We start from the raw sequence: 24368 nt of genomic DNA on the forward strand, positions 1-24368 counted from the left end.
TCCGCACGGAACACAGGATCGACGAGCACGGGGCGGGAATTCATGGACGCGGGTCGGCTGCTCGTGCGGGTCACGGTGGCTCCCGCGCTGCTCGTCGTGGCGTGGCTGGCCGTTTCGTTGCCGCTGCTGATGGCGGACGTCTTCCGTCCGCTCCCGGCGGTCGCGTTGTTCGTGCCCGTCGCGGCCGTGGCGTTGTGGTTCGGGCTGCGGACCCGCGCGGACGGCGAGTCGACGGACGTGCCGTGGTGGCCGGTCGTCGCCGTCCTCGGGATCACGGTGGCGTTCCTGGTGCTCCAGATCGTCATGAGCGCGGAGCAGATCGTCGTCCGCCGCGACCCGGCGTCCTATGTCCAGTTCACGACGTGGCTGAAGAACGAGGGGTCGCTGCCCATCCCGCTGATGGACGGCGCCTTCGGCGGCTCCGACCCGGCGCTCCGCTTCGAGAGCCCCGCCTTCTACGAACGGGACGGCGCGGTCGTCCCGCAGTTCATGGCCGGGCTGCCGCTCGTGCTGACGCTCGGCGGCTGGATCGGCGGCACCCACGGCATCCTGCTGATGGCGCCGCTGCTCGGCGCGTGCTGCGTGCTCGCGTTCGCCGGGCTGGTCGCGCGGCTCGTCTCGCCCCGCTGGGCGCCCGCCGGGGCGCTGCTGCTGGCGCTGACGCTGCCGATGCTCTACGTCTCTCGAAGCGCCTTCAGCGAGCTGCCCGCGATCGTGCTGCTCCTCGGCGGGCTGTCGCTGATGTACGACGTCCGCGCGGAGACGGGACGGCTCGCCGACGCGAAGGCGTTCCTGGCGGGCCTGGCGCTCGGGCTGATCGTCCTCGTCCGCATCGACGGGCTTCGGGACGTCCTCCCGGTTCTCGTCTTCGCGGGCCTCTACGTGGCGTTCCGGCGGCGCGTCGGTTACTGGACGGCCGGAGGGCTGCTGCTCGGCGCGGGTGCGGGGCTCCTTGAGGGCTACACGCTGTCGCGGCCGTACCTGACGTATCTGGGGGCGTCCCTCGATCCGCTGCTCGCCATCGCGGCGGTGGTCGTCGCCGCGACGCTGATCATGGTGGTGCTACTGCGCTGGGATCGCACCGGCTCGCGTCTTCGCCGCCTCGGGGCGACCGTCGCCCGTGGGCGGCTGCCGGGCGTCGCCGCCGTCCTGACCGTGCTGGTGATGGTGGGGTTCGCGGTCCGGCCGTGGGTGCAGACCGTGCGACGTGAGCCCGCGACGCGCGACGACGAGATGAACGTCCGCTTCATCGAGACGATCCAGCGCATCCAACGACTGCCGGTGGACGGCACCCGCCAGTACTCGGAGGACTCGCTGCACTGGGTCTCCTGGTACATCGGCCCGCCCGCGCTGCTGTTCGCGACGGTCGGCGCGGCGCTGCTGGTGCGGCGGCTCCTGCGCGGCCGGTCCACGGAATGGCTGCTGCCCTACGCGATGATCGTCTGGACGACCACGCAGGTGCTGATCAGGCCCGGGATCACGCCCGACCATCCGTGGGCGTCCCGGCGGTTGATCGGCCTCGTCATCCCCGGCCTGCTGCTGTTCACCGTCTTCGCGGCGGCGTGGGCGGCGCGGCGCGTCCGCCTCCTCGGCTACGGGCGGCGGCTCGTGCGGGCGGGCGCGGTCGTCGGTGTCGCGCTGATGCTGGTGCCGATCGTGCTGGTGTCCGGCGGTCTGCTCGTGACCCGGACGGAACAGCACGAGGTGGCCGCCGTCGACGGCATGTGCGACGCGCTGGACCCGCGCGGTTCCGTCGTGGTCGTCGAGCAGTCGACCGCCGACCGGTTCCTCCAGGTCGTCCGTGGCATGTGCGGGGTGCCCAGCGCGCGCACGACCGGGAGCGCCACCATCGCCGACGTGCGGCGCGTCATCGCCGGCATCACCGAGGCCGGACGCCACCCGGTGATCATGGCGGCGCGGCCGGAACAGGTCGCGCCGTACGGGACGCCGCGCCGGGTCCTGTCGCTGCGGACACGGCAGGACGGGCGCACCCTCACCGGGCCGCCGGGCGGGACGTGGGGCCTGTCCATGGAGGTCTGGATCGCCGAGCCGCCACGGCGTTGAGGCGCCTCGGCACCGGTCGGGCGAGTATCCTCGCGCTGCGTGAGCACCCAGTCCGCCGAGCCGACGCGCCCGCCCGTCTCCGCGCCCGTCTCCGCGCCCGTCCCCGCCCCCGCGCCCGTCTCCGCCGGGGCGGAGCCGTCGTCCGACCGCGTGCACGTCACGATCGTCCTGCCCTGCTACAACGAGCAGGACCATGTGATCGACGAGGTCGAACGCATCTGCAAGGCCATGGACAACAGCGGCAAGACCTACGAGCTGCTCGCCGTGGACGACTGCTCGACCGACGGCACGCTCGCCCGGCTGGAGGAGGCCGCGCCGCGCTTCCCGCACATGCGGATCATGGCGTTCCAGCACAACAGCGGCTCGGGCACCGTGCGGCGCATCGGCTCGCAGCAGGCCCGCGGCGAGATCGTCGTGTGGACGGACGCCGACATGTCCTATCCCAACGAGCGGATCCCCGAACTCGTGGACGTTCTGGACACCGACCCGTCCGTCGACCAGGTCGTCGGTGCCCGCACGACCGAGGAGGGCTCCCACAAGGCGCTGCGGGTGCCCGCCAAGTGGTTCATCCGCAAGGTCGCCGAACGGCTCACCAACACCAGGATCCCCGACCTCAACTCGGGGCTGCGGGCGTTCCGCCGTGAGGTGTCGCTGCCGTACCTGCGGCTGCTGCCGCCCGGCTTCTCCTGCGTCACGACGATCACGATCGCGTTCCTGTCGAACCAGCATCCGGTCCGGTACGTGCCGATCGACTACGCCAAGCGGGCCGGGAAGTCGAAGTTCCACTTCACCAAGGACGCCTACCGGTACATCCTCCAGGTGCTGCGGATGGTGATGTACTTCAACCCGCTCAAGGTGCTGATGCCGCCCGCGCTGTGGCTGATCGTGATCGGGCTGCTCAAGGGCGTGTTCGACATGGTGGTGCACTTCGGCTACTTCGCCAACAACACCATCATGATCTTCGTGACGGGGTTGATCATCGCGTCGTTGGCGCTGCTCGCGGACCTCATCGTCCGATCGCGCGGCGACGTCTAGCGCCATGGGAAAACCGAGCATCGCGATCGTGGGTCCCGCCTTCCCCTACAAGGGCGGCGGCGCGCACCACACCACCGAACTGGCGCACCGGCTGGCCGCCGCCGGGCACGACGTCGTCATCGAGTCGTGGCGCGCCCAGTATCCGGCGTTCCTGTATCCGGGGCAGCAGACGATCTCCGAGCCGGAGGGCGAGCCGTTCCCCGGCACCCGGCGGCGGCTCGACTGGCGCCGCCCGGACGGCTGGTGGCGCGCCGGCCGTGCGCTGCGCCGGTACGACCTGGCCGTTTTGGCGGTGCTGACGCCGGTGCAGGTCCCGTCCTACTTGGGGATCCTCGCGGGGCTGCGGCGACGGACGCCCGTGGTCGCGCTGTGCCACAACGTCCTGCCACACGAACGCAAACCGTACGACGAGCCGCTCATGAAGCGGTTGCTGCGCAAGGTCGACGGCGTTCTCGTCCACTCCGAGGCGCAGGCCGAACTGGCGCGCGGGCTCACTCGGCGTCCCGTGCGGGTCGCCGAGATGCCCGCCCACCTGCCGACGTCCACGCCCCCGGCACGAAACGACGAGAAGGTCCGGCGCCGGTTGCTGTTCTTCGGAATCGTCCGCCCCTACAAGGGCCTGGACGTGCTGCTCCGCGCCCTCGCCGAGGGCCCGGACGACGTGGCGCTCACCGTCGCCGGTGAGTTCTGGGGTGGTCTGGACGACACGCGCGAACTCGTCCGGTCGCTCGGTCTGGAGTCTCGCGTGGAGCTGCGCCCGGGATACGTTCCGGCCGCCGACGTGCCGGGCCTGTTCGCCGCCGCCGACGCCCTCGTCCTGCCGTACCGGACGGCCACCGCGTCACAGAACGTCTGGATGGCCTACGAACACGGCGTCCCGGTGATCGCCACCGATGTCGGCGGGTTCGCCGACCAGATCCGCGACGGCGTGGACGGCCTGGTCTGCACACCGGACGACGTCCCGTCCCTGGCCGCCGCCCTGCGTCGCTTCTACACGCCGGGGGAGCCGGAGCGCCTCCGCTCCGGCGTCCACCCGGTCGATCACGGCCCGCTGTGGGCCGCCTACCTCGACACGCTCACCGGCGCCGCACTCACAGGTGCGGTTCGAGGACCTTGAGCAGGGCGCGCTTCGGCTTGGCGCCGACGACCTGCTCCACGACCTCGCCCTTCTTGAAGAGCAGCAGCGTGGGCAGGCCCATCACCCCGAACTTGTTCGGCGTGTCGGGGTTCGCGTCATAGTCCATCTTCGCGATCTTGATCTTGCCGTCCTGCTCGGTGGCGATCTGCTCCAGCACCGGAGCGATCATGCGGCAGGGCCCGCACCAGTCGGCCCAGAAGTCGACCAGTACCGGGGTGTCGCTGTTGAGGACCTCGTCCGCGAACGTCGCGTCGGTCACGGTGATCGGGGCCGTCACGGTCCCTCCTTCGTTGGCTGCGTATCCCTCACAAGCTCTTTGGTCGGCCGTTCATTCCCGGTGGCGGGCGCGGTCCGGCCGAGGAGGAAGGCTACGCCCGCGTTCAAGAGGTCGGCGACCGTCAGCAGCACCCGGGACGCGATCGCGACCACGACCGGCGCGCCCGCGGGCAGCACCGGCGTCAGCACCACCGTCAGCACCGCCTCCCGCGCCCCGATGCCGCCGGGCGCGATGAACACGAGGAACCCCGCGACGAACGCCAGCGCGTAGGCGCCCGTCACGACGAACGGCAGGCCCGCCCCGTCGCCGCCCACCGCCATGCTCAACAGCCAGGTGTGCACGCCGAACAGGGCCCAGCCGAGGACCGTCCAGCCGATCGCCCGCAGCGTCACGCCGAGGCTCACCGGACGCTCCAGCGCCGGACGCCGGATGAGCCGCAGCATCAGCCCCAGGCACCAGGTCACGATCTTCGGATGCAGCAGCGCCAGCAGCACGGGCGCCAGCAGGAACAGCGGCCAGTAGGTGTCGCGGGCCGCCGTGGACGTGAGCGGCAGCGTCACCGCCGCGACGGCCAGCCCGCACGCCACCGACGTCGCCACGGCCAGCAGCGTCGACCCGAAGCTGCGCTCCGGCGGCACCTTGTGCTCGCGCGTCATCTCGATCTGCGTGACCAGCGCCCACACCTTGCCCGGCACGTACTTGCCGAGCTGGGAGATCCCGTAGATCCGGTAGACGGCCCTGATCGGCAGCGGCGACCCGAGCCCGCCGAGGAACTCCCGCCAGCCCAGCATCCAGGCGAAGATCCCCACCAGGCCCACGGCCAGCGCGCCGACGAGCGTCGCCCACGACATCTGCCGGAACGCCTCGACCGTCGCGTCCCACTGGGACGCCACGCTGTACCCGCAGAAGGCCAGGGCCAGCAGCACCAGCAGCACCCGCAGCACACGCACGGCGACGACCTTCGGCTTCACGCGCCCAGCGTAGGTGAACGAGCCGGGTAAACGTGGTCTCCCGACCGTCCGCGCGTCCTATGGTGGGGGACGATGAAGATTTCGGATGTGGTCGCCTTCATGGGCCACCAGGTGCACGTGTGCCGGTACCGCGAGGCGGGGACTCTCCTCGACTGGATGGGCCGGGAGCTGCGCGGTCGGCGCGTCCTCGACGTCGCGGGCGGTGACGGGTACTGGGCCGGTCAGGCGCGCAGGCGCGGCGCCGACGCCGTCTCGATCGACCTGGCCCGCCGCAAGATGGTGTACGGGCGGACGCTCGCGCACGCGCCCGCGCTGATCGAATGCGACGCGCTGCGTCTCCCGTTCGGCGACGGTTCGTTCGACGCGATCCTGTCGGTCTGCGCGATCGAGCATTTCGACGACGGCGGCAAATCGCTGGACGAGATGGCGCGCGTCCTCAAGCCCGGCGGTGAGATCTTCATGTCCGCCGACGTGCTGAGCCGCGCCGACACGTGGCCGAAGCTCCGTGACGCGCACAAGTCCAAGTACCACGTGCAGCACACCTACACCCACGACAGCCTGCGAAAACTGATGGACGAGCGCGGTCTCGACCTCGTCCGGCACAGCTACCAGTTCCGCACGGCCGCCGCCGAACGCCTCTACCTGTCGCTGTCCGCGTACGGCGGCAAGGTCGGCTTCAACGCGGCGGCGCCCCTGGCACCACTGGTCGCCCTCGCCGACCGCCGCGCGCCGAACGAGCGCGGGAGCATCGTGCTGGTGCAGGCGCGCAAACGGCACTAGCCGGAGTTCGGGTCGACCCCGCGACGAGTTCGTGAATGAGGTCCCGCGAAGCGGGCATCGGCGGGCGTAGGCTCGAAACGTAAAGAGTGATCTACGCCACCACGCTGGATGGGGGAGTGGACAGTGGCGCCTCGCATTCTGCTGGACGCGACCGCCGTGCCGGCCGACCGCGGCGGCCTCGGCCGGTACGTCGACGGGTTGCTCGAAGCCCTGTACGCGCAGGGCGCCGACCTCGCGGTCGTCTGCCAGCGCGCCGACGAGGAACGGTACGCCGAACTCGTCCCCGGCGCGCGCGTCGTCGCGGGCCCGGCGACGCTGGCGCACCGCGCGACCCGCCTCGCCTGGGAACAGTCGGGGCTTCCGCACATCGCGGCACGCGTCGCCGCGGACGTCATCCACCTGCCGACCTACACGATGCCGGTGAGCGTGTCGCTGCCGACGGTGGTGACCCTCCACGACGTCACGTCGTTCGCCGAGCCCGAGACGCACGATCCCGTCCGGGCCGGCTATGTCAGGTCGGCGACCCGGACGGCCGCGCGGCGCGCCACGCGGCTGATCGCACCGTCCCGCGCGACCCGCGACGAGCTGGTCCGCGTCCTCGACGCCGACCCGAGCCACATCGACGTCGCGTACCACGGTGTCGACCACCAGGTGTTCCACCGGCCGTCCGAGGCGGAGATCAAGCACGTCTCCGACCGTCTCGGCCTGCACGGCCACCCGTATGTGGCCTACCTGGGCGCGCTGGAGCCCCGCAAGAACGTGCCAAATCTGATCCGCGGCTGGGTCGAGGCGTGCAAGGGCCGTCCGGGCGCCCCTGCCCTCGTCCTGGCGGGCGGCGGAGGCTGGGACGACGACGTCGACGCGGCCCTGTCGACCGTCCCGCTCGACCTCCGCGTCGTGCGACCCGGCTACCTGCTCTGGTCGGCGCTGCCCGGCTTCTTCGGCGGCGCGCTGGTCGTCGCGCACCCGAGCCGCGGGGAGGGCTTCGGCCTGCCCGTGCTGGAGGCCATGTCGTGCGGCGCGCCGGTCCTCACCACGCGCCGCGGCCCGCTTCCCGAGGTCGGCGGGGACGCGGTCGCCTACACCGAGCCCGACCCGTCCGACATCGCGACCGCCCTCGCCGCGCTCATCGACGACCCGGCGCGCCGCGCCGACCTCGCCGAGGCCGCGCACGCCCGTGCGCAGCGATTCTCCTGGGCGGAGTCCGCGACGGCGCATCTCGCCTCCTACGAGCGGGCCGTCGAGCAGTATGGGGCGCGTTAGGCTCGCTCACACGCGAGAAAGGAACCGTGTGGAAGCGATCCTCCTGGTGGGTGGCCAGGGCACCCGCCTGCGCCCGCTGACCATCTCCACCCCGAAGCCCCTGCTCCCGGCCGCGGGCGTGCCGCTGCTGGAGCATCAGCTCACCCGGGCCCGCGACGCGGGCGTGACCCGCATCGTGTTCGCGACGTCCTACCGCGCCGAGATGTTCACCGACGCGTTCGGCGACGGAACGCGCCTCGGCCTGGAGATCGTCTACGTGACCGAGGACGAGCCGCTCGGCACGGCCGGCGCCATCCGCAACGCGTCCGCCGCACTGACCGGCGACGGCCCCGTCCTGGTCCTCAACGGCGACATCCTCTCCGGCCACGACATCTCCGCCCAGGTCGCCGCGCACCGGAAGAGCGACGCGGCCGTCACCCTGCACCTGACCCTGGTGGACGACGCCCGCCGGTACGGGTCGGTGCCGACCTCACCGGACGGGCGCGTCCTCGACTTCGTGGAGAAGTCCGCGAACCCGCCGACGAACCAGGTCAACGCCGGCTGCTACGTTTTCCGCCGTTCGGTCATCGACAGCATTCCCCCCGGACGGGTCGTCTCCGCGGAGTACGAGACCTTCCCCGAACTGCTGGCCAAGGGCGAGACGATCGTCGGCTATGTCGAGGCGGCCTACTGGCTGGACGTGGGCACACCGGCCGCGTTCGTCCGCGGCGTCACCGACCTCGTCCTCGGCGCCCTGACCTCTCCCGTCGTCCGAGCGAACGAACACGGAGTACTGCTCCAGGACGATGCCTCGGTGGCCCCCAGCGCCCGAGTCGGCGGCGGCACCGCCGTAGGCACCGGCGCCAGCGTAGGCGCGGACGCCCTGGTGGAGTCCAGCGTCCTGTTCGACGGCGCCGTCATCGAGCCCGGCGCCCGCGTCGTCCGCTCGGTCGTTGGCCAAGGCGCCCGCATCTGCTCGGGCGCCGTCCTCGAAGACTGCGTGGTAGGCGACGCCGCCACCGTGGGCCCCGGCAACGAACTACTCGCCGGGACCCGAATCTGGCCCGGCATCGAGTTGCCAGCAACCGCCATCCGCTTCTCCCCCGAGTAGCGCCCGGGGTCGGTCCGGGCATACGCGTTGTCCGGTTCCTCCCCGGTCCCGGCGCCCGAGTCTGCTCGGACGCCGCGCTCGAAGACTGCGTGGTCGGCGACGCCACCACCGGAAACGAGCTGCTCGGCGGCGCCCGGGTCGGGCCCGGCATCGAGTTGCCCGCGAACACGGTCCGGTGCCCCCGAGTAGCGCTTACGGGTCCCGCTTGCTCTGTCCGTACGGAAGCCGGGTCGGGTGGCGTTGAAGAGGTGCCGTGCCGGGTCTCGTGGACGGTGAGCGGGTTCGTCGCCGGCTTCGGCGGGCGGCCCCTTGGTCGCGGGGTTCGGGCTGGAGGGCGGTGCCGGGTCCACGGCGTGGTCGCCGTGGACCCGGTCAGGGCGTCAGGCTCCTTCGCCCTGGTCCTGCTCCGGGCCCTCGACTTCGAGGGCCACGGGGCCGATCTTCTTGCCCTTCACGATCTGCTTGATGTGCCCGGTCTTCACCGGCTTGTTCCCGACCTTCGGGGAGGCGTAGGGCGAGCTGATGACCTGGCTGAGGTTGAGATCGCCCGGTCCCTCCTCGGAGACGCTGTGCAGCTGCACCAGCGTGACGTTGGCGATGGCCGGGTCCCCGGCGCCGGCGGACGCGGCGGGAAGCGCGAGGAGGCCGACTCCGACGGTCAGTCCGGCCACCGTCGCCGCACGAGCGATACTTTTCATTGTATTCCCCCTTTTGGGCGAATCGCGTTTTGCGCGACCGCGTTGAACACGCCGATGATACCGGGCGGGGAATGGTTTTCCTCGGACTTCGTTTGATGCGAGCGCCCGCGTGGCGAATTCGGTGACCTCGGGGTCCGTGCGCCAGATGTGCCGCGTCGTTGTATGAACCGCCTCATCATGACTCCGCGGCTCGCGTGGACGGCACGGAACTCCTTCGGTGCGCAGAACCGGTCCGCGACCGCGGCCCGGAACTCGGCCCCTTGGTGGCGAACAGAGAATGGCGGCCGCACGTTGGCGCCGCCGAGAGCCACCGCGTAGACCGGAAGCCCGAGGGACGTGGCCGGCGGTGCCCGCGAGCCGCGGCCCCCGAGCGGGGTGTCGAACATCCCCCGTACCAGGTCGAGGACCCCGGACCAGGAGAACCACATCGTTCGGGCGGCGGCGAGCTTGAATTCCGTGCCGAGACTCCAGGAGCGGCGGGTCTCGGGTGCCTTGGTCTCCAGGTCGCTGCCTTCTCCGTAGACATGGACCGGCTTGGAACGAAAGCGGGTGCGGAAATTTCCCGTTTTGGCGTCCATATATGCTTGAAGTCGGCCGTCCTGGGCCAGTGTGGCGCCGAAGTCGGGAAGTCTGACATGTCCGAAGCCGCTTTTCATCGAGGCGCGTCCCTCGAAGGAAAGGCCCGCGTCCGGCCGTCCCGTGCTCGTGCCGGCGGAGAACGAGCCGCCGACCCCGACCCCGGTCTCGAAGGTGAGCCCGAATCCGTCCCGTGAATAGGAACTCGTCACCCCGGCGCCGATTCCCCGATAAAAGCTGATTTTCAGAACGACCCCTTCGGCCCCGAGCATCGACGAGGCGTGCGGCGAATGGGCCGGGTCCCCCGCGGAGGGAACCATGCGGGCGGCCGGGCCGCCCCGAGCGCCCGGTTCGCCATGGACGTACGCCTGCGGGCATTGCGCCGCGGCGGCGCAGGTGCATCCGCGCGCGGCCCGAACGGCGACGGTCGGAATGATCGCGAACGCGGCCAGCAGGACCACGGACACCGTGATGACCCGGAGGCGTCTGTTGCTTTCTGCACGTTTCATGATGTGTCTCGGCCGATGGCCCCCGCGGCACCACTTCCGGGTCACGGCGTGGTGGCTGTCTCCGGCCGTGTTGATGTACGCGGCCGGTCCTGATCAGGCGGGCATGACCGGTCTCCCCCTTCCGGCTGGAGTCCCGCACAGAACGTCGATCACGATAGCATATCGTAGTCATTCAACTACATAACGTAGTTTTCGCTGAGACGCGGCGGCACCGGGGCGTCCCACACCGATCGCCCCCGAATAGGGGCGTTGCACCGCATGCACGGACGGGACGGAACGGGTCCGATGGCAGACTTGTGCCTCGTGCGACAACGAGGGCGGAACACGTGACGACCGATGCGGTGGGGGAGACGACCGCTGGGCGCCTCCCCCACCGGGTTCGGGAGTGGCGGCCGGGTCGCCCGCTCGACCTGCTCGGAACCCTGTCGCCGCACATGCGGGGAAGGCATGACCCGGCGTTCCGCGTCGAGCGGGACGGATCGATCTGGCGCGCTTCACATACACCCGAGGGACCGGGAACACTACGGCTCGCGCTCACCGGAGACGCGGTGCGGGCGGTCGCATGGGGCGCTGGAGCGGAGTGGTTGCTGGACGGGGTGCCCGACCTACTCGGGGCCGCGGACGTCCCGGAGGGTCTCGTCGCGCGGCATGACGTCGTCCGGGAGCAGGCGCGGCGTCGGCCCGGTCTGCGGATCGGGCGGACGCGGCGGGTCTTCGAGGCGCTCGTCCCCGCGGTGATGGAACAGAAGGTCCTGGCCGAGGAGGCTTGGCGGGCCTGGGGTTACCTGCTGCGCAGGTTCGGGGAGCCCGCGCCCGGCGCCCCCCATATGCGAGTTCCGCCCCCGCCGGAGGTGTGGATCCGGATTGCCTCGTGGGAGTGGCACCGGTCGGGGCTGGAGGCCGTCCGGGCGCGGACGATCATCGGTGCGGCCCGTGTCGCGGGACGCCTGGAGGAGGACGCCGGGGAGGCGCGACTGCGCTCGCTGCCCGGCATCGGGGTCTGGACGGCCGCCGAGATCCGGCAGCGGGCCGTCGGCGATCCCGACGCCGTCTCCGTCGGCGACTACCACCTGTCGGGCCTGGTGGGCTGGGCGCTGGTGGGTCGCAAGGTCGACGACGCCGGGATGCTCGAACTTCTGGAGCCCTATGCCGGTCATCGTTACCGGGTCATCCGGCTGCTGGAATCGTCCGGCAGGCGTCCGCCGAGGCGCGGCCCCCGCCTGCCCGTACGGGACTATCGCTCGTTCTGACCGGCGGCTGCTCGGGGCTGCGGCGCCGCCAGAAGTGGTTCGGGGTCCAGTCGAGCCCGTCGCGGCTGTCGGCGCCGAACAGCGGGCCGAGCACCGCGAGGGCGGCGATGAGGGCGAACACGTACAACATGGCACTTCCTTCTCTCTGAGGGAGGACCCCTCAGACCCCCGGTCACTGCCGGGGCTGGGATCGCGTCTGGGCGTTCCCGCGCGGGGCGATCGGCCGGGCCGGGGTGACCGTCCCTTCCGTTCGCACCTTCAGTCTGACCCAGCCCATAGTTGAGGTCCAGCGACTGTTTCTGGAGTGATTGTGTAAGAATCTCTTCACTATGTTGGATCTCGGCAGGCTGCGCGTGCTGCGTGAACTGAAGCTGCGCGGGACGCTCGGCGCCGTCGCCGAGGCCCTCGGCTACACGCCGTCCGCGGTGTCACAACAGCTCGCCCAGCTGCAGAAAGACGTGGGTGTCCCGCTGGTCGAACGAGTGGGACGACGCCTGCGCCTGACCGAGCCGGGCGAGGTACTGGCCGAACACGCCGAAGCCCTCCTGGCCCGAGCGGAACGTGCGGAAGAGGCGGCTCTAGCCGCAAGCGGCCGCGTCGCCGGAGTGGTACGAATCGTCGGCTTCCAAACGGCCCTCCTCCACGTCCTGGGCCCCGCCCTCCCTCGCCTGGCGGAGGCCTACCCCGACCTGACCCTGGAAGTGGTCGATGAGGAGTTCCACAGAGTCCTTCACGCGCTGGTACTCCAGGAAATCGACGTCGTCCTCACCGACGAGTACGCGCAGCTACCACGCCCCCGGCGTCCCGAACTGTCATCAGAGGTCCTCATCACCGAGGTGATGCGGGTCGTCCTGCCGGAGGGCCACCCGCTCGCCCGCGACGGCGCCCCGGTACGAATGGCCGACCTGGCCGGATGCGCGTGGGCGTCCACCCATATCGGCACCAACCACGCCGACCTGATCGACCGCGCCTGCGTGGAGTACGGCGGCTTCCGCCCCAACGTCCGCTTCCGCTCCAACGACCTTCTGGTCGTCTTCCAGATGGTCGCCCGAGGAGGCGCCGTCTGCCTCGTCCCCGACCTGGCCTTCGCCGAACGCCAGGACGGCGTCGTCGTCCGCGAACTGGCCGACGCCCGCCTCCACCGCCGCATGGTCCTCTGGACGAGAGCGGGCGCCGACGCCCGCCCCTCGGTCAGAGTCCTCCTGAAAGAACTCCGCCACTCAGCGGACGCCCTGGTGAAAGCCCGCCCCACCTGCCTACGCGGCACCCCCTGACCATCCGGCCACGGCGTCAGATGCGGCCGGTCTCGTGGGCCCACATGGCGACCTCGACACGGTTCCGGGCGCCGAGCTTCCGCATGAGGCTGGCGATGTGGGCTTTGACGGTGCTCGGGGTGATGAAGAGCTTGCCGGCGATCTCATTGTTGGTGAGGCCTTGAGCCACGGTCACGAGGACTTCCTCCTCGCGGGCGGTGAGCGGTTCTGTCGGCTGCCTCGGTGACGGAGCCTGCGCGTGAGCGAACGCCGCGAGCAGCCGGACGGTCACGCTGGGCATGATCAACGCGTCTCCGTCGGCGGCGGCATGGATGGCCTGGGTCAGCAGGGCGGGCCCGGCGTCCTTGAGTATGAACCCGCGGGCGCCGGCCTTGAGCGCCCCATGAACGTACTCGTCGAGGTCGAAGGTGGTGATGATCACGATAGGCAGGGGATCGGCGACATCGGGACCGGCGAGACGTCGGGTGGCTTCGATACCGTCCATCACCGGCATCCGGATGTCGAACAGACCGACGTCGGGGCGCAGCTTGAGCGCCAGCCGGACCGCCTCACGCCCATCGGCGGCCGCACCGACCACTTCGATGTCGGGTTGGGCGTCGAGCAGCATGGTCAGCCCGGTGCGCACGATGGGCTGGTCGTCGGCGACGAGGACCCTGATGCTCATGATGACGTCCCGGTCCGAGGCAGGACCGCCTCCACCCGCCAGCCCCGCCCTGCTGTGGGCCCCGCGTGGAAGGTGCCGCCGAGCAGTGAGGCGCGTTCCCGCATGCCCACCAGACCGTAGCCTCCTTCCGGTGCCCGGCCACCCGCAGCGGAGCCGTCGTCGTCAACGATCAGCCGTATCTGGTCGACGTCACCCGTGACCGCGACATTGACCTGTGTCGCGTGACGGGCGTGCCGTCGAGCGTTGGTGACGGACTCCTGGGCCAGACGGTAGATCGCGGCCCCGACCGCCGGGCTGAGGTCGTCGAACTCGCCGGACAGCGTCACCTTGACGCAGGGACGCGTCCCACCATCGGTGGCGAGCTGCTCGACCTCGGCCACACCGGGCTGCGGCGCGAACTCGGTGTCCTGCGTGGCGCGAAGCACGCCGACGATGGAGCGCAGCTCGGTGAGAGTGCGGGACGCCGCGTCCTCGATGACGGCCAGAGCCTCGACGGCACGCTCGGGGTGGGAGGCCGCGACGGCACGTCCCGCCTGGGCCTGGATGGCGATGCCCGAGACGCGATGGGCGACGGTGTCGTGGAGTTCACGAGCGAGCTGCTCACGCTCACGGGCCTTGGCGTGGTCGATGTCGCGGAGGCGGATCTTCGTGCGATAACGGATCGCGGTGCCGAGCGCGGCGGCGAACAGGAAGAACGCGTATCCCGCCGCCACCTCCGTCACGGTGGCGGAGTCGGCGCCAAGGGCGGTGATCAGAGTCGGCCAGACCAGGATGACGCCCAAGCCGATCGCGGCTTCCCGACCCGAACCCCACCGGAACAAGGCGTAGACCAAGATCAACACCGCAACGCTGCTGTTCAGCAGTGCGCCCTGCGTCTCGGTAAGGACTCTGAAGACGTCAATGATCGTCAACATGCCAAAGGAGACCACAACCGCGACAAACGGGTGCGTGCGTCGCCACAGCAGCGGGCCGAGAACCGCGAGCACCGCGACTAGCAGCAGTGGGCTTGGCGCCAGGTCCTGGCGAACCACCGCTTCCACCACCGACCAGCACACGAGTACTGCGACCAAGACCCAGTCCCACGGCCCCAGGCCAGGGGCGTTCGCGGGTCGAGGTTCGGCCCACAGCGAGCGGAGTGCGTTGGTCGCCATCCGGTCAGCCTAGGCAGCCCGCACGCTCGGTGTATCCGCCAAAAGTACAAGAGCCCGGCTGTGCATAAGGCCAGGTCAAACCAGCCTCCGCGGCCGATGTGCCCGCCGCCGGCATCCGTGAAGGTGGAAGCACCCACCCGATCAAGCCAGGGAGCATAGTCATGAGAACACTTCGAGCCCACACCGCGAATACGCCGTCCCAGAACACGCTGGAAGACCTGCGCATGCCCGTGCAGGTCAAGATCGCATCGGCATGGTCCAGCTTCATGTTCCTCTACATCTACGTCGACTACCTCGCCCTGTACAAGCCCGGCTTCCTCGACGACCTCCTGGCCGGCAGGGTCCACGACTTCGACACCGGCCCGACCTTCGTCGGCCTGGCGCTCACGCTCATGGCCGTCCCGATCCTCATGATCCTGCTCTCCGCGACACTGCCCGCCCGCGCCAACCGCATCACCAACCTCGTCGTCGCAGCGCTCTACATCCCCGTCACGGTGTACAACGCGGCAGGGGAGACCTGGAGCTACTCCTACTTCTACGCCCTCTCCATCGGACTCGAAGTACTACTCCTCGCCTTCATCCTTCGCTCCGCCTGGACCTGGCCCCGCCAACCCGCCACCGCCTAAGCCCACCGCGGACCAGCAGAAGACCCACACCCCAAGCAGGCCGAGCAGCGGCCGCCCGGCCTGGAAGGTCGCCGACTCTCAAGTGATCGACGCGTCCATGTACAGGACGCTCGCTGACCGACGTCCCGACGAACCGTGGCTCAGCGCAATGGCCACAGCCACCCGCACAGGGGCACACCACCGAGCAGTGCCCGCCCCCGAAGCACGCTTACAGCCCCTTCGTACAAAGGCTCCCGCCGTGAAAGCGACGGGAGCCTTGTCCATGCGCGCAAGGGTCAAGCGTCCGAGCGAAGCCCGTCGTTCTTGATCTTGATGTCGAAGGACGTCCAGGCGGTGGAGCTGAGCTACGGATTTCCCTTGACCGTGGCGGGCTCCCGAGGGAGGTTCGAACTGCCTGTCATCCTGGGTGCATCGTGGAGGGCGCAATGGCACTAGTGTGCATCGGCATAGACCCCGAGACGAATGAGGACAAATGCCCTGCCGTGTTCGTGGACACCGACACCGGCGACTTCGTTCTCGTGGGGTGGACGGTGACCGATCCCGAAACGCTCGCCGGGGTGGCCGAACACACCCCCGTCGCGGACTACGAGACCGTGGTGAGGCTCCCGGCGCGAATGCGGGAGATCGTCTTGCAGGCACTGGAGGTACCTGATGTCGGGGAACATCCCGAGCTTCCCTGAGTTGCTCGCCGCCACGAAGCGTTCCGCGATTCATCTGGAGATGCGGGACATTTACACTCCGGACGATCCCAAATTTCTGGCATGGCAGGAAACCGGCAGGCTTGAGGGGTTCGGTGCGGGCTCTGCGTGGTTCGGCCTCATCCGTTCGGCGGTCGCTCGTGGTGTGGCCGTGCACAGGGCCAGACTCGTGTCGGAGCCGGTCACCGACTACATCCGTTTCGAGCATGCCGTGTCTGGTCTGCACAACGTTCCGGCAGGTGAGCAGGTCCGATGGCTGTCCCGGCGTCGTGCGTCGAATCTGGCGCTGCCGGGGAACGACTTCTGGGTGTTCGATGACCGGCTCGTGCGGTTCCACCATTTCTCGGGAGACGGGCATCCCCTTTATGACGAGTTCAGTGAGGATCCGTCCGTGATCGATCTGTGCGTCACCGCGTTCGAAGCGGTCTGGTCGCGGGCGGTCGATCAGGCTGAGTTCGAGCCGCGGTAATGATGGTTGTTTGTTCGAGCGATGTCCTTCTCAACCAGGGCCTCTCCAGTCAGTTCGGCATCGAGTCGCAGCTGACCCGGTCCGCATCCGGCCGTGGAGCGAACCATTGGACCGAACCTCTCCGAGATTATGAGGCGGCCCAGTCCCGGACTGCTTGAGCGGTCTCGTCAGTAACATCGGAGTCGTGCAGGTCGGCGGGGTGGAGCCATCGGTGGGCGGTATGTTCGGTGCTCAAAACGATGGGCCGACCGTGGTGGGCGAGGCCGAATGTGTATTGGCGAGCTTTGTGGCCGGACCCGGAGATGTAGTCGAAATGAGTGACAAAGCCCCGATCAAGGGTGAGTGGTCCGGTCCAGCCGATTTCTTCGGCGAGTTCACGTTCCAAAGCGGTGAGCAGGTTTTTCGCCTGGCTCGACGCCGCCTGAGGGCAACTCTTCGATACCGGCCATGAACGCGTCCTCGGTGGAGCGGCGCAGGATGAGCACTTGGCCATCGGTGTGGACGATGGCGCCGACCACGAGTTTGGTGATGCCGTCGCGGTCGGCGTCGGCTTGCAACTGCTGGATGTTGAGGCCCGATGCGGTGGTCACGTTGGCAGGGTAGTGCGGCCGGACGATCAGACGAGGGCATTGAGGGCCTGGCGGAGGTTGTTCATCGCAGTGTCAATGTAGGCGCGTTCGTCAGGTCCGTCGTCGGCGGGAACGCTGACTCGCAGCGATGTGGCGGCCAGACGTTCGGCCACATGTGGTTTGCACCGAATACACGATGCCTTGTAGACGGTCACCGGTGATCGGGGTGCAGCGAAGATGGGGTAGGCGTGCAGCGGTCGCATCGAGTCGCAGGTGGTGATCTCGCCGTATCCGCGCTGCCGGAGGACGCGGAGAAGATCGTCGCGGGAGAACCCGGCGGCGTGCGGGTCGATGGTGAACACGAAGGCGTAAAGGTGGCGATTCGGTCAGGGTCGGTCGGGGTGAGCACGCTGATGCCGGCTCGTCCGGCCAGCAGGTTCTCCAGTCGGGCGGCATGGCGCTGGCGGGACAGTAGTCAATCGTCCAGGTGTTGCAGGCCACACCTTGACACCCATGACAGCCGTGTCGGAGGCTCGCAGGGGCGCAACATCGCGCACCTCTGCGGATGAGGAGTGTCCATGCGTATTACCTTCGTCGCCAAGGATCCGGACTCGCAGCCCCAAGGCTCTCCGACGCTCTACAAAACCGATCGGGGTAGCTGGGTCGTGCAAGGCTGGGTCATTACTGACCCGGATGTCCTGGCGGAGATGGGCATCCCGGAAGGGGAGATCGCTTGCGAGATCCCTGACCGACTCGTGCCATTCTTCTTCCAGAAAGGTGATTAATGGGCCTCTCCTACGAGGAGTTCAACGCGCTATTCACTCGGTTCGACCGGGAAGCCATCCATCTAGAGATGCGTGATTCGTACGGAACTGAGATCGAATTGCCCCACATGGCGAAGTGGGCAGCGGGGGAGCCGGACGATCTTGAGTGGTTGCGGGATTGGTGCGACCTCGTACGCGAAGGTGTTCGAGACGGGAAGTCATTCCGCCGGGTCCATATTGTCTCCGAGCCTCTCTCGAACTATCAGCGTTGGTCGCATAGTGTCATGCAACCTCACCTCGATGCTGGCGCGGAAGTCCGATGGATGCCACGACGCCGAGTCTCGTCCGTGGCCTTCCCCGGCAACGATTTTTGGATGTTTGACAGCCGTCTTGTGGTGTTCCATCACTATGACGGAAACGGGCGGAATATCGACTTCACCACGTCCACCGATCCCGTCGACATCAAGCTCTGCCATTCGGCCTTTAATGCAGTGTGGGATGAGGCTATTCCCCACAGCGAGTACAAGCCAGCTTGAGCAGTGACCAGTCCGGCCCAGCAGGCCAAGGAGGCGTTTGGCGCCCGCCTGCGAGACATCCGCAAAGACGCTGGTCTGTCCGGCCGCAGGCTGGCAGAAATAACGGGGTGGCACTACACCAAGGTTTCACGTGTCGAGCATGGCAAACAGGGGTTGTCCGATGCTGACATACATGCTTGGTGTTCTGCTTGCGATGCAATGGATCAGATCACGGAACTGGTCGTTCAAGCAAGAGCAGTCGAAACCATGTATCGCGAGTGGCGCAAGCAGGCCCGGAACGGCTTGCGGCGGCTTCAAGAGGAAATCGAACCGCTCTATGCCAAGACAAGCCTTTTTCGCGTGCATGAGCATTGGAGTATTCCGGGACTGCTACAGACTTCTGCCTACTCAGAAGTGAGTATGGCGTACTGGGCGCGATTGCTGAATCTCCCCGACGACCGTGAAGCGGCAACGCGGGCGCGCATTGAACGCCAAAGAGTGCTCAGGGAAGGTGGGCGCCGCTTTGTCTTCTTGCTCGCCGAGCAGACATTGCGAAGTCGTGTCGGATCCATCGAGACGATGCTAGAACAACTCGATCGAGTGATCGCCTCCATGTCTCTACCTAATGTCTCGCTTGGCATCATTCCCGCAAGTGCTGGGATGGGAGCACACACGCAAACTTCTTTTTGGATCTTCGATAATGATCTCGTCAAAGTCGAAACATTGACGGCAGCCTTGGATATCACCTGGGTTGAAGAGATCGAAGTATATATAACCGTATTCAATGAGATGCGAGAGTCGGCTTTGTTCGGCCAGGCCGCTCGAGATCTTGTGCTGAGTGTCCGAGACGAGTTGCTGCAACATTCTGCAACTTTCTAGCTCCCGCCCGACCGGGGCTCATACCGTCCTGAGCATGAGCTTTGACGGATCGCGACACGCGAGAGTCTTCGCTGATCAGGCGATGCCAACCGGTCAGCGACGGGCGTTTCCAACCGTTCTTGACGGGGCTGGGCGCAAGCGTGACGGGATGTCGAGCGGCGTGGTTCCGCACGGCGGCGTGCCGGTGCTGCATGCCATCAACTCAGAGTTGCCGCGTCGGTCCGTTGAGATCGGGGTGGACTTCTCTGACGGCTGGCGGTGGTTCGCCTGGGCGGAGTCGGGCGCCACGATCGGGACAGTAGATGACGCAGACGGTGTTGCCGATGTCGTCGGTCGTGCAGTTGGTGCTCAGACGGCCGGTGAGGCCGCCGTCGCACTGGAGATCACCAAGGCGGCCTACCAGGAAACGCTGGCCCGTGCGGGGATGCTCGCACGGAAGACCGTCGAGGTTCACACTTACGCCGAGTCGCAGCTGGTCGAGGTGGCTGAACAGGACGACGGAGGCGAACCCGGCGCCTAGACCCCTCGAAGCGGTTGTGGTGGGTCCGTTCGACCCCGACCTCGCCGCACAGGGGACAGGGCCCGGTAATCGGCCGGGCTTACACCTACAGGAGGTAAGGGAATGACCATCGCTCCCGAGATTACGGCGAAGGCCGTCAAGGACCCCCGCGAACTGGTGAAGCCCGAGATCTTCGGGCTGCTCGTCGAGGACATCGTGCGTTACAACCACGTTACTCGCGCCTACGCTGAGCGCCTGATGGGTCAGGCGCTGGTGTTCCTCAAGGCCCACGCTGATCTCATCCAGGCCGCCGCCAAGGACCCGGCGAACTGGGTCAGGATCGTTCCCTCGATCCCCGTCGATGAAGGCTGGCACGCCTTCCTCAAGCGCACCAAGCCCTACTACGAGTTCGGCATGGAGCATGCTGGGGCCTACCTTCACCACGTGCCAGTGGTGGACGCGGACATCCTGTCTGGGGCCGCGCTGGAGCGTACGGTGCCGATACTGCGCGCGACGGGGTACTTCGTGGACATGGAGTTCTGGGAGGCTGGCGCCGGGGCGGGGTGCTGCCCACCGGAGTGCAGCACCATCGCGGATTGACGAAGGGCGCAGATGCGCGGCGAGTGGGCGCGGCTTCCGGAGCACATCCGGATCGGCATCGCAGAGCGGGTAGGCCAGGTTCGCAGCGTTCAGGCCGCGTCCGGCGGGAGTAACGCGGCCTTCGCCGCTTCGGTGACCGGAACGGTAGGGCGGGCCTTCGTCAAGGCCGCCCCCAAGGCCGCACCGGACGACGACGGCGCCCAGGTTCGCGCGCTGCGAAGAGAAGCCCTGATCAACCCGTGCGTACCGGAGTTCGCCCCCCGGCTTCTGTGGACCGTGGAAGCCGGGGGATGGCTCGCCGTAGGGTTCGAACACATCGACGGCCGCCATGCCGACTACTCCCCGGGCTCCCCGGACTTGAACACTCTGGTCAAGACGATCCGCCGACTTCAAAGCACCCCATGCCCTGACGCGGTCGTGATGCGTGTTGAACGCCGTTGGGAACCTTTTGTGCCCGACGTGTCCGCGATGGCGGGTGACGCTCTCCTCCACACCGACCTCAACCCGCGCAACTTGCTCATCACACCACACCACCGCACCTATGTGGTGGACTGGGGATTCGCATCACGCGGCGCACCTTGGATCGAGATAGGCCAGGTCATCCCCTGGTTGATCCACGCCGGGCACCCGCCCGCCGATGCCGAACGATGGGCCGCCCTGTTCCCGAGTTGGGTGGACGCCGTGCCCAGCGTGATCAACAGCTACGCGCACGCATCAGCCGAGCGGTGGAGACAGCGCGCCACCACCAACCCAGCCGCACCGCCCCCCGCCAATTTGGCTGTAGCTCAGCGGTGGGCAGGTCACCGCGTTGTCCGCGCTCTGTAGGAAGCCGACAAAGCCCGCTGCAGGAGCTTGTGAACCACTTGGCGCAGAACAAGTCGATCTAACACATATGGACCGGACCTCTGCTGATCGAGTGCGGTCGTCAGGTGGTGGAGTGAAGTTCGTCGTTCCTGAGCTTGTTGGTGAACCTCTTCCAGGCAGACAGGCTGAACACCAAGGCCGGACCGGTCGGGTCGGTGGGGTCGGTGCTGTCGCGGACGGCCACGACGGCGGGGAGATTGGTGGCGACCTCAACGGAGCCGCCGTTCTCGCCGCTGTAGTTGCTCTTGCGCCAGGCGGCGCCAGACAGGTCGATGGGGCTCCGCATGTGGACTGGACCTTTACTGCTCGCTGCTCTTGAGCCTGTCTATGAACGTCCTCCAAGTGGCTGAGCTGAACAAGAGGGCCGGGCCGGTGGGGTTGGTGCTGTCGCGGACGGCGACGACGGCGGGAAGGTTGGTGGCGACTTCGACGCACGTGTTGCTGATTTCGCCGCTGTGGCTGCTCTTGCGCCAGTCGGCGTGTGTCAGGTCGATCTGGGTCATGTGGACGACCTCTATAGTTCGTCGCGCTTGAGTTTGTCGGTGAACGTTCTCCAGGTGGCAGGGGTGAAGAGGAGGGCGGGTCCGGTGGGGTTGGTGCTGTCGCGGACGGCGACGACGGCGGGGAGGTTGGTGGCAACCTCGACACAGGTGTTGTTGGCGTCGCCGCTGTAGCTGCTCTTGCGCCAGGAGGCGCCGATTAGGTTTAGCGCACTGTTCATTTGGGCTGGACCTTTACTGTCCGCTGCTCTTGAGCCTGTCTATGAACGTTTTCCAAGTGGCTGAGCTGAACAAGAGGGTCGGCCCGGTGGGGTTGGTGCTGTCGCGGACGGCCACGATGTGGGGGAGAACGGTGGCGATCTCTACGCAGGCGGTGTTAGCGTCCCCGCTCTGGCTGCTCTTGAACCAGTCGGCGTGTGATAGGTCGATCTGGGTCATGTGGACGACCTCTACAGTTCGTCGCGCTTGAGCTTGTCGGTGAACGTTCTCCAGGTGGCAGGGGTGAAGAGGAGGGCGGGTCCGGTGGGGTCGGTGCTGTCGCGGACGGCGACGACGGCGGGGAGGTTGGTGGCGACCTCTACGCAGGTGCTGGCGTCGCCGGTGCTGTGGCTGCTCTTGCGCCAGGAGGCGCCGATTAGGTTTAGCGCACTGTGCATCTGGACTGGACCTTTTACTGTTCGGCAGTGGCCCTGATGAGCGCCACTGACTCCTGCGGGTTAAGCGCCAACTCGTGAAGGCGCCTAAACGCGACACTACAACGTGTCACTAGGCGTTGATCTTCGAGGTAGACGACCCCGTGGAGCCCCTCCACGCAGGCAACGTTGGGGTCCTCTTCTTCCTCGAATTCTAGGACGATGAAACTGCCATCGAGGCCGGGATGTTCACCGACCGAGGTGGAGAGCACTTGAATCGTGACGTTCGGGCGGTTGGTGTCGCTGACGAGCCGTCGGAGTTGCTCTCGCATGGTCTCCGGACCGCCGATCCGCTTATAGATGGCCGACTCGTCGAGGATGACGTGGAGACGCGGTGCTCCTTCGGAGCGGGTGAGGATCGTCTGCCTGGCCATACGAGCCCGTACTCGCCGTTCGATCTCCTTCCCACTGGTCTGCTCGAGATTTCCCGCCCGCATGATGGCGCGCGTGTAGTCCGGGGTCTGAAGCAGGCCTGGCACGATCTGGGGAGCCCACTCACCGATGAATGCAGCCTCGTCCTCCAGAGCCACATAAGGGCTGCTAAAGACGTCGGCGTAGGCGGTCCACCAGCCACGCTGGTCGGCCTTCTCGGCGAGGTCGATGACGGCTTCGCGTTCGGGGGTCACGACGCCGTAAAGGTCGAGGAGGAGCGCGACGTCCGCTGGCGCCGCCTTGTTGCGACCCCGTTCGATGTGGCTGAGCTTCGATTGCGACCAGCCGAGCCGGGCGGTGACGGAGTCTTGGCTCAGACCGGCCTGGAGGCGGAAGTCGCTCAGCCAGCGTGCCAGACGACGGGCTCGGACTGACGGGATGTATGTGGGCTGTTTTGGCGACATGTCCAATCACCAAGATCGGTTACGTGACGGCAGGTCGGCCTAGTTCGGCCAAGATCTTCGAATGATTGCTTGTGATCAGTAATTATTGCATCCATACTAACAGCGTCACGTTCGCCTCACCGAGAGTGATCGGATGTCGGCTACCTCACACAGAGACACCGTCCCATACGGGTTGGGTTACCGGCAGCCGCATCGTTCCTTTTGGTGCGGCTCGGGTGTCCACGCTCGGTTGATACGGATCCAGATGCCTAGGCGAGGTTCCGGGCGGACGTTGCGGCGGTGCTTTCGCTCGAATCGGGAGGCGCCGTTAACCACAAGAAGTGCTCGTTGATCAGAGCGCTTGGCCGAAAGCAGGATCGAAGAGAGGGAGGGGCCGACGCAAGACCGTGTTGCCCGTTCGTCCGCCTCTTGCCCAGGTGGACGAGGCCCTGACGTGGTCAGGGTGGGCGGCTGGCGCGGCCCCGGAATGGACGAAGATGCCCATACTCACGGGAACCGTATCGGAACCCGACGGCAGTCTAATGCTCCTGGACGTGTCCTGGCCCGCCGAGAACTCGGCGGCGGGACGGGCCCGGCGCTGTGTGCGCGGGTGGCTCGCCGACGTCCAGGGACTCGACGTCGGTGACGTCGAACTGATGGTCTCGGAACTCGTCACGAACGCGTGCCACCACTCCGGCGCGGCCACTCGTCCGGACGGACGGGTGCGCCTGGTCGCGCTCTGCTGGCCGAACCTGCTCCGGCTCGAAGTCACCACGACGGGCGCGGGAGCACTGTCCCGGTGGCGCGGCGCCCGAGCGGCGACGACGTCTGCGGTCGCGGGCTCATGATCCTGGAGGCCCTCGCGGACTGCTGGGGTCACGTCGTCGACCCCCACACCTCGGCCCGGACCGTCTGGGCCGAGGTGTCGAAAACGCCTCGCCCCGCGCTGGACGGCGGCGTGCCCTGCGAGGTCGTCCGGTGAACGTCGCGATCGTGCTGGCATTCGCCCTGGGGACGGTGACGGGCCTGGTGACCGTCGTCCTCCTGGTCGGGTGCCAGCGGCGGGGCGGACGCCACATCGCCGGGTCGCCTCGCCGTACCCCCGGACGCCATACCTACTGAAACAGGAGACAACCCC

General features: G+C 67.8%; 34 protein-coding genes. 20 read left to right on the forward strand and 14 right to left on the reverse strand.

Annotation, left to right across the window (positions count from 1 at the left end; translation table 11 throughout):
* The first annotated feature begins 42 nt into the window (after positions 1 to 42).
* The 3 genes from BZB76_RS08335 to BZB76_RS08345 are packed head-to-tail and all read left to right on the forward strand — an operon-like array spanning position 43 to position 4216.
* Positions 43 to 2064, forward strand: coding sequence for a hypothetical protein (locus BZB76_RS08335; RefSeq protein ID WP_121433726.1), 2022 nt, complete (start codon positions 43 to 45; stop codon positions 2062 to 2064).
* 39 nt (positions 2065 to 2103) lie between these two features.
* A complete protein-coding gene (locus BZB76_RS08340; RefSeq protein ID WP_121433727.1) occupies positions 2104 to 3099 on the forward strand; it encodes a glycosyltransferase family 2 protein in 996 nt (331 codons plus the stop codon).
* A 4-nt stretch (positions 3100 to 3103) separates the two neighbouring features.
* Positions 3104 to 4216: a glycosyltransferase family 4 protein gene (locus tag BZB76_RS08345; RefSeq protein ID WP_121433728.1), complete on the forward strand. Its 1113-nt coding sequence runs from the start codon at positions 3104 to 3106 to the stop codon at positions 4214 to 4216.
* Here BZB76_RS08345 and trxA read toward each other — a convergent pair.
* Together trxA and BZB76_RS08355 are read right to left on the reverse strand one after the other, a co-directional pair.
* Positions 4191 to 4514: a thioredoxin gene (trxA, locus tag BZB76_RS08350; RefSeq protein ID WP_121433729.1), complete on the reverse strand. Its 324-nt coding sequence runs from the start codon at positions 4512 to 4514 to the stop codon at positions 4191 to 4193. The genes BZB76_RS08345 and trxA overlap by 26 nt on opposite strands.
* Entirely contained in the window at positions 4511 to 5485 is a 975-nt protein-coding gene (locus tag BZB76_RS08355; RefSeq protein WP_246006826.1) for a lysylphosphatidylglycerol synthase transmembrane domain-containing protein, read from the reverse strand. The genes trxA and BZB76_RS08355 overlap by 4 nt, the downstream gene beginning before the upstream one ends.
* Positions 5486 to 5557: 72 nt before the next feature.
* On the opposite strand from BZB76_RS08355, the gene BZB76_RS08360 reads away from it, so the two are divergent.
* The 3 genes from BZB76_RS08360 to manB all read left to right on the forward strand — a co-directional run bounded on the left by BZB76_RS08360 (position 5558) and on the right by manB (position 8618).
* Entirely contained in the window at positions 5558 to 6265 is a 708-nt protein-coding gene (locus tag BZB76_RS08360) for a class I SAM-dependent methyltransferase (protein WP_121433730.1), read from the forward strand.
* Between the two features lie 123 nt (positions 6266 to 6388).
* Entirely contained in the window at positions 6389 to 7528 is a 1140-nt protein-coding gene (locus tag BZB76_RS08365; protein ID WP_121433731.1) for a glycosyltransferase family 4 protein, read from the forward strand.
* 28 nt (positions 7529 to 7556) lie between these two features.
* Complete coding sequence (gene manB / locus BZB76_RS08370) at positions 7557 to 8618, forward strand: mannose-1-phosphate guanylyltransferase (protein WP_121433732.1); 1062 nt, start codon at positions 7557 to 7559, stop codon at positions 8616 to 8618.
* Between the two features lie 380 nt (positions 8619 to 8998).
* Here manB and BZB76_RS08375 read toward each other — a convergent pair whose 3' ends face one another.
* Together BZB76_RS08375 and BZB76_RS08380 are read right to left on the reverse strand one after the other, a co-directional pair.
* Positions 8999 to 9316, reverse strand: coding sequence for a hypothetical protein (locus BZB76_RS08375; protein ID WP_147449372.1), 318 nt, complete (start codon positions 9314 to 9316; stop codon positions 8999 to 9001).
* Positions 9313 to 10353, reverse strand: coding sequence for a hypothetical protein (locus tag BZB76_RS08380; RefSeq protein ID WP_147449373.1), 1041 nt, complete (start codon positions 10351 to 10353; stop codon positions 9313 to 9315). Before BZB76_RS08380 ends, BZB76_RS08375 begins: the two co-directional genes overlap by 4 nt.
* Positions 10354 to 10727: 374 nt before the next feature.
* Here BZB76_RS08380 and BZB76_RS08385 point away from each other — a divergent pair, with 374 nt between their 5' ends.
* Together BZB76_RS08385 and BZB76_RS08390 are read left to right on the forward strand one after the other, a co-directional pair.
* Complete coding sequence (locus BZB76_RS08385; protein ID WP_246006827.1) at positions 10728 to 11651, forward strand: DNA-3-methyladenine glycosylase family protein; 924 nt, start codon at positions 10728 to 10730, stop codon at positions 11649 to 11651.
* Positions 11652 to 11980: 329 nt separating this feature from the next.
* The gene (locus BZB76_RS08390; protein ID WP_121433735.1) at positions 11981 to 12925 is read left to right on the forward strand and encodes a LysR family transcriptional regulator; all 945 of its coding nucleotides are present in this window, start codon (positions 11981 to 11983) and stop codon (positions 12923 to 12925) included.
* Positions 12926 to 12941: 16 nt separating this feature from the next.
* On the opposite strand, the gene BZB76_RS08395 is transcribed toward BZB76_RS08390, so the two are convergent.
* Positions 12942 to 13589, reverse strand: coding sequence for a response regulator (locus tag BZB76_RS08395; protein WP_121433736.1), 648 nt, complete (start codon positions 13587 to 13589; stop codon positions 12942 to 12944).
* Entirely contained in the window at positions 13586 to 14740 is a 1155-nt protein-coding gene (locus BZB76_RS08400; protein WP_121433737.1) for a sensor histidine kinase, read from the reverse strand. The genes BZB76_RS08395 and BZB76_RS08400 overlap by 4 nt, the downstream gene beginning before the upstream one ends.
* Before the next feature lie 161 nt (positions 14741 to 14901).
* On the opposite strand from BZB76_RS08400, the gene BZB76_RS08405 reads away from it, so the two are divergent.
* The 3 genes from BZB76_RS08405 to BZB76_RS08415 all read left to right on the forward strand — a co-directional run bounded on the left by BZB76_RS08405 (position 14902) and on the right by BZB76_RS08415 (position 16533).
* Positions 14902 to 15366 (forward strand): DUF6326 family protein, encoded by a 465-nt coding sequence (locus tag BZB76_RS08405; protein WP_121433738.1) that lies wholly within the window; start codon positions 14902 to 14904, stop codon positions 15364 to 15366.
* A gap of 425 nt (positions 15367 to 15791) precedes the next feature.
* Positions 15792 to 16046, forward strand: coding sequence for a hypothetical protein (locus BZB76_RS08410; RefSeq protein ID WP_147449374.1), 255 nt, complete (start codon positions 15792 to 15794; stop codon positions 16044 to 16046).
* Positions 16018 to 16533 carry a DUF6879 family protein gene (locus tag BZB76_RS08415; protein WP_121433740.1) on the forward strand — a complete coding sequence of 172 codons (516 nt, stop codon included), beginning with the start codon at positions 16018 to 16020 and terminating at the stop codon, positions 16531 to 16533. The genes BZB76_RS08410 and BZB76_RS08415 overlap by 29 nt, the downstream gene beginning before the upstream one ends.
* 374 nt (positions 16534 to 16907) lie before the next feature.
* On the opposite strand, the gene BZB76_RS08420 is transcribed toward BZB76_RS08415, so the two are convergent.
* Together BZB76_RS08420 and BZB76_RS08425 are read right to left on the reverse strand one after the other, a co-directional pair.
* Complete coding sequence (locus BZB76_RS08420; RefSeq protein ID WP_121433741.1) at positions 16908 to 17123, reverse strand: NUDIX domain-containing protein; 216 nt, start codon at positions 17121 to 17123, stop codon at positions 16908 to 16910.
* A 26-nt stretch (positions 17124 to 17149) separates the two neighbouring features.
* The gene (locus BZB76_RS08425) at positions 17150 to 17464 is read right to left on the reverse strand and encodes a hypothetical protein (protein ID WP_121433742.1); all 315 of its coding nucleotides are present in this window, start codon (positions 17462 to 17464) and stop codon (positions 17150 to 17152) included.
* A 216-nt stretch (positions 17465 to 17680) separates the two neighbouring features.
* On the opposite strand from BZB76_RS08425, the gene BZB76_RS08430 reads away from it, so the two are divergent.
* The 6 genes from BZB76_RS08430 (at position 17681) to BZB76_RS08455 (ending at position 21184) form a co-directional block, all read left to right on the forward strand.
* A complete protein-coding gene (locus tag BZB76_RS08430; protein WP_121434569.1) occupies positions 17681 to 17887 on the forward strand; it encodes a hypothetical protein in 207 nt (68 codons plus the stop codon).
* Complete coding sequence (locus BZB76_RS08435) at positions 17887 to 18402, forward strand: DUF6879 family protein (RefSeq protein ID WP_121433743.1); 516 nt, start codon at positions 17887 to 17889, stop codon at positions 18400 to 18402. Before BZB76_RS08430 ends, BZB76_RS08435 begins: the two co-directional genes overlap by 1 nt.
* Before the next feature lie 3 nt (positions 18403 to 18405).
* Positions 18406 to 19260 carry a helix-turn-helix domain-containing protein gene (locus BZB76_RS08440; RefSeq protein WP_121433744.1) on the forward strand — a complete coding sequence of 285 codons (855 nt, stop codon included), beginning with the start codon at positions 18406 to 18408 and terminating at the stop codon, positions 19258 to 19260.
* A gap of 34 nt (positions 19261 to 19294) precedes the next feature.
* A complete protein-coding gene (locus BZB76_RS08445) occupies positions 19295 to 19780 on the forward strand; it encodes a hypothetical protein (protein ID WP_147449375.1) in 486 nt (161 codons plus the stop codon).
* A gap of 102 nt (positions 19781 to 19882) precedes the next feature.
* Positions 19883 to 20359 (forward strand): glycine-rich domain-containing protein, encoded by a 477-nt coding sequence (locus BZB76_RS08450; protein ID WP_121433746.1) that lies wholly within the window; start codon positions 19883 to 19885, stop codon positions 20357 to 20359.
* Between the two features lie 12 nt (positions 20360 to 20371).
* Positions 20372 to 21184, forward strand: a complete 813-nt coding sequence (locus BZB76_RS08455; protein WP_121433747.1) for a phosphotransferase — start codon at positions 20372 to 20374, stop codon at positions 21182 to 21184.
* Between the two features lie 100 nt (positions 21185 to 21284).
* On the opposite strand, the gene BZB76_RS08460 is transcribed toward BZB76_RS08455, so the two are convergent.
* From BZB76_RS08460 to BZB76_RS08485, 6 genes are read right to left on the reverse strand one after another with little or no spacing between them, the layout of a single operon-like run.
* Positions 21285 to 21509: a DUF397 domain-containing protein gene (locus BZB76_RS08460; protein ID WP_246006829.1), complete on the reverse strand. Its 225-nt coding sequence runs from the start codon at positions 21507 to 21509 to the stop codon at positions 21285 to 21287.
* A 13-nt stretch (positions 21510 to 21522) separates the two neighbouring features.
* Positions 21523 to 21726, reverse strand: a complete 204-nt coding sequence (locus BZB76_RS08465; protein WP_337959743.1) for a DUF397 domain-containing protein — start codon at positions 21724 to 21726, stop codon at positions 21523 to 21525.
* An 11-nt stretch (positions 21727 to 21737) separates the two neighbouring features.
* Positions 21738 to 21944: a DUF397 domain-containing protein gene (locus BZB76_RS08470; protein ID WP_121433748.1), complete on the reverse strand. Its 207-nt coding sequence runs from the start codon at positions 21942 to 21944 to the stop codon at positions 21738 to 21740.
* Positions 21945 to 21957: 13 nt separating this feature from the next.
* Positions 21958 to 22161, reverse strand: coding sequence for a DUF397 domain-containing protein (locus BZB76_RS08475; protein ID WP_337959744.1), 204 nt, complete (start codon positions 22159 to 22161; stop codon positions 21958 to 21960).
* A gap of 11 nt (positions 22162 to 22172) precedes the next feature.
* Positions 22173 to 22379, reverse strand: a complete 207-nt coding sequence (locus BZB76_RS08480; protein ID WP_121433749.1) for a DUF397 domain-containing protein — start codon at positions 22377 to 22379, stop codon at positions 22173 to 22175.
* Between the two features lie 14 nt (positions 22380 to 22393).
* Positions 22394 to 23251: a helix-turn-helix domain-containing protein gene (locus tag BZB76_RS08485; RefSeq protein WP_147449376.1), complete on the reverse strand. Its 858-nt coding sequence runs from the start codon at positions 23249 to 23251 to the stop codon at positions 22394 to 22396.
* A 533-nt stretch (positions 23252 to 23784) separates the two neighbouring features.
* On the opposite strand from BZB76_RS08485, the gene BZB76_RS35225 reads away from it, so the two are divergent.
* Genes BZB76_RS35225 through BZB76_RS34645 form a run of 3 tightly spaced genes read left to right on the forward strand, consistent with a single transcriptional unit; the run spans position 23785 to position 24352 of the window.
* A complete protein-coding gene (locus BZB76_RS35225; RefSeq protein WP_211342909.1) occupies positions 23785 to 24078 on the forward strand; it encodes an ATP-binding protein in 294 nt (97 codons plus the stop codon).
* On the forward strand, positions 24075 to 24212 hold the full coding sequence (locus BZB76_RS35230; RefSeq protein ID WP_211342910.1) for a hypothetical protein: 138 nt from the start codon (positions 24075 to 24077) through the stop codon (positions 24210 to 24212). Before BZB76_RS35225 ends, BZB76_RS35230 begins: the two co-directional genes overlap by 4 nt.
* Entirely contained in the window at positions 24209 to 24352 is a 144-nt protein-coding gene (locus tag BZB76_RS34645; protein WP_170180550.1) for a hypothetical protein, read from the forward strand. The genes BZB76_RS35230 and BZB76_RS34645 overlap by 4 nt, the downstream gene beginning before the upstream one ends.
* The last annotated feature ends 16 nt before the right edge of the window (positions 24353 to 24368 follow it).

Source organism: Actinomadura pelletieri DSM 43383 (assembly GCF_003634705.1).
Classification (GTDB): domain Bacteria; phylum Actinomycetota; class Actinomycetes; order Streptosporangiales; family Streptosporangiaceae; genus Spirillospora; species Spirillospora pelletieri.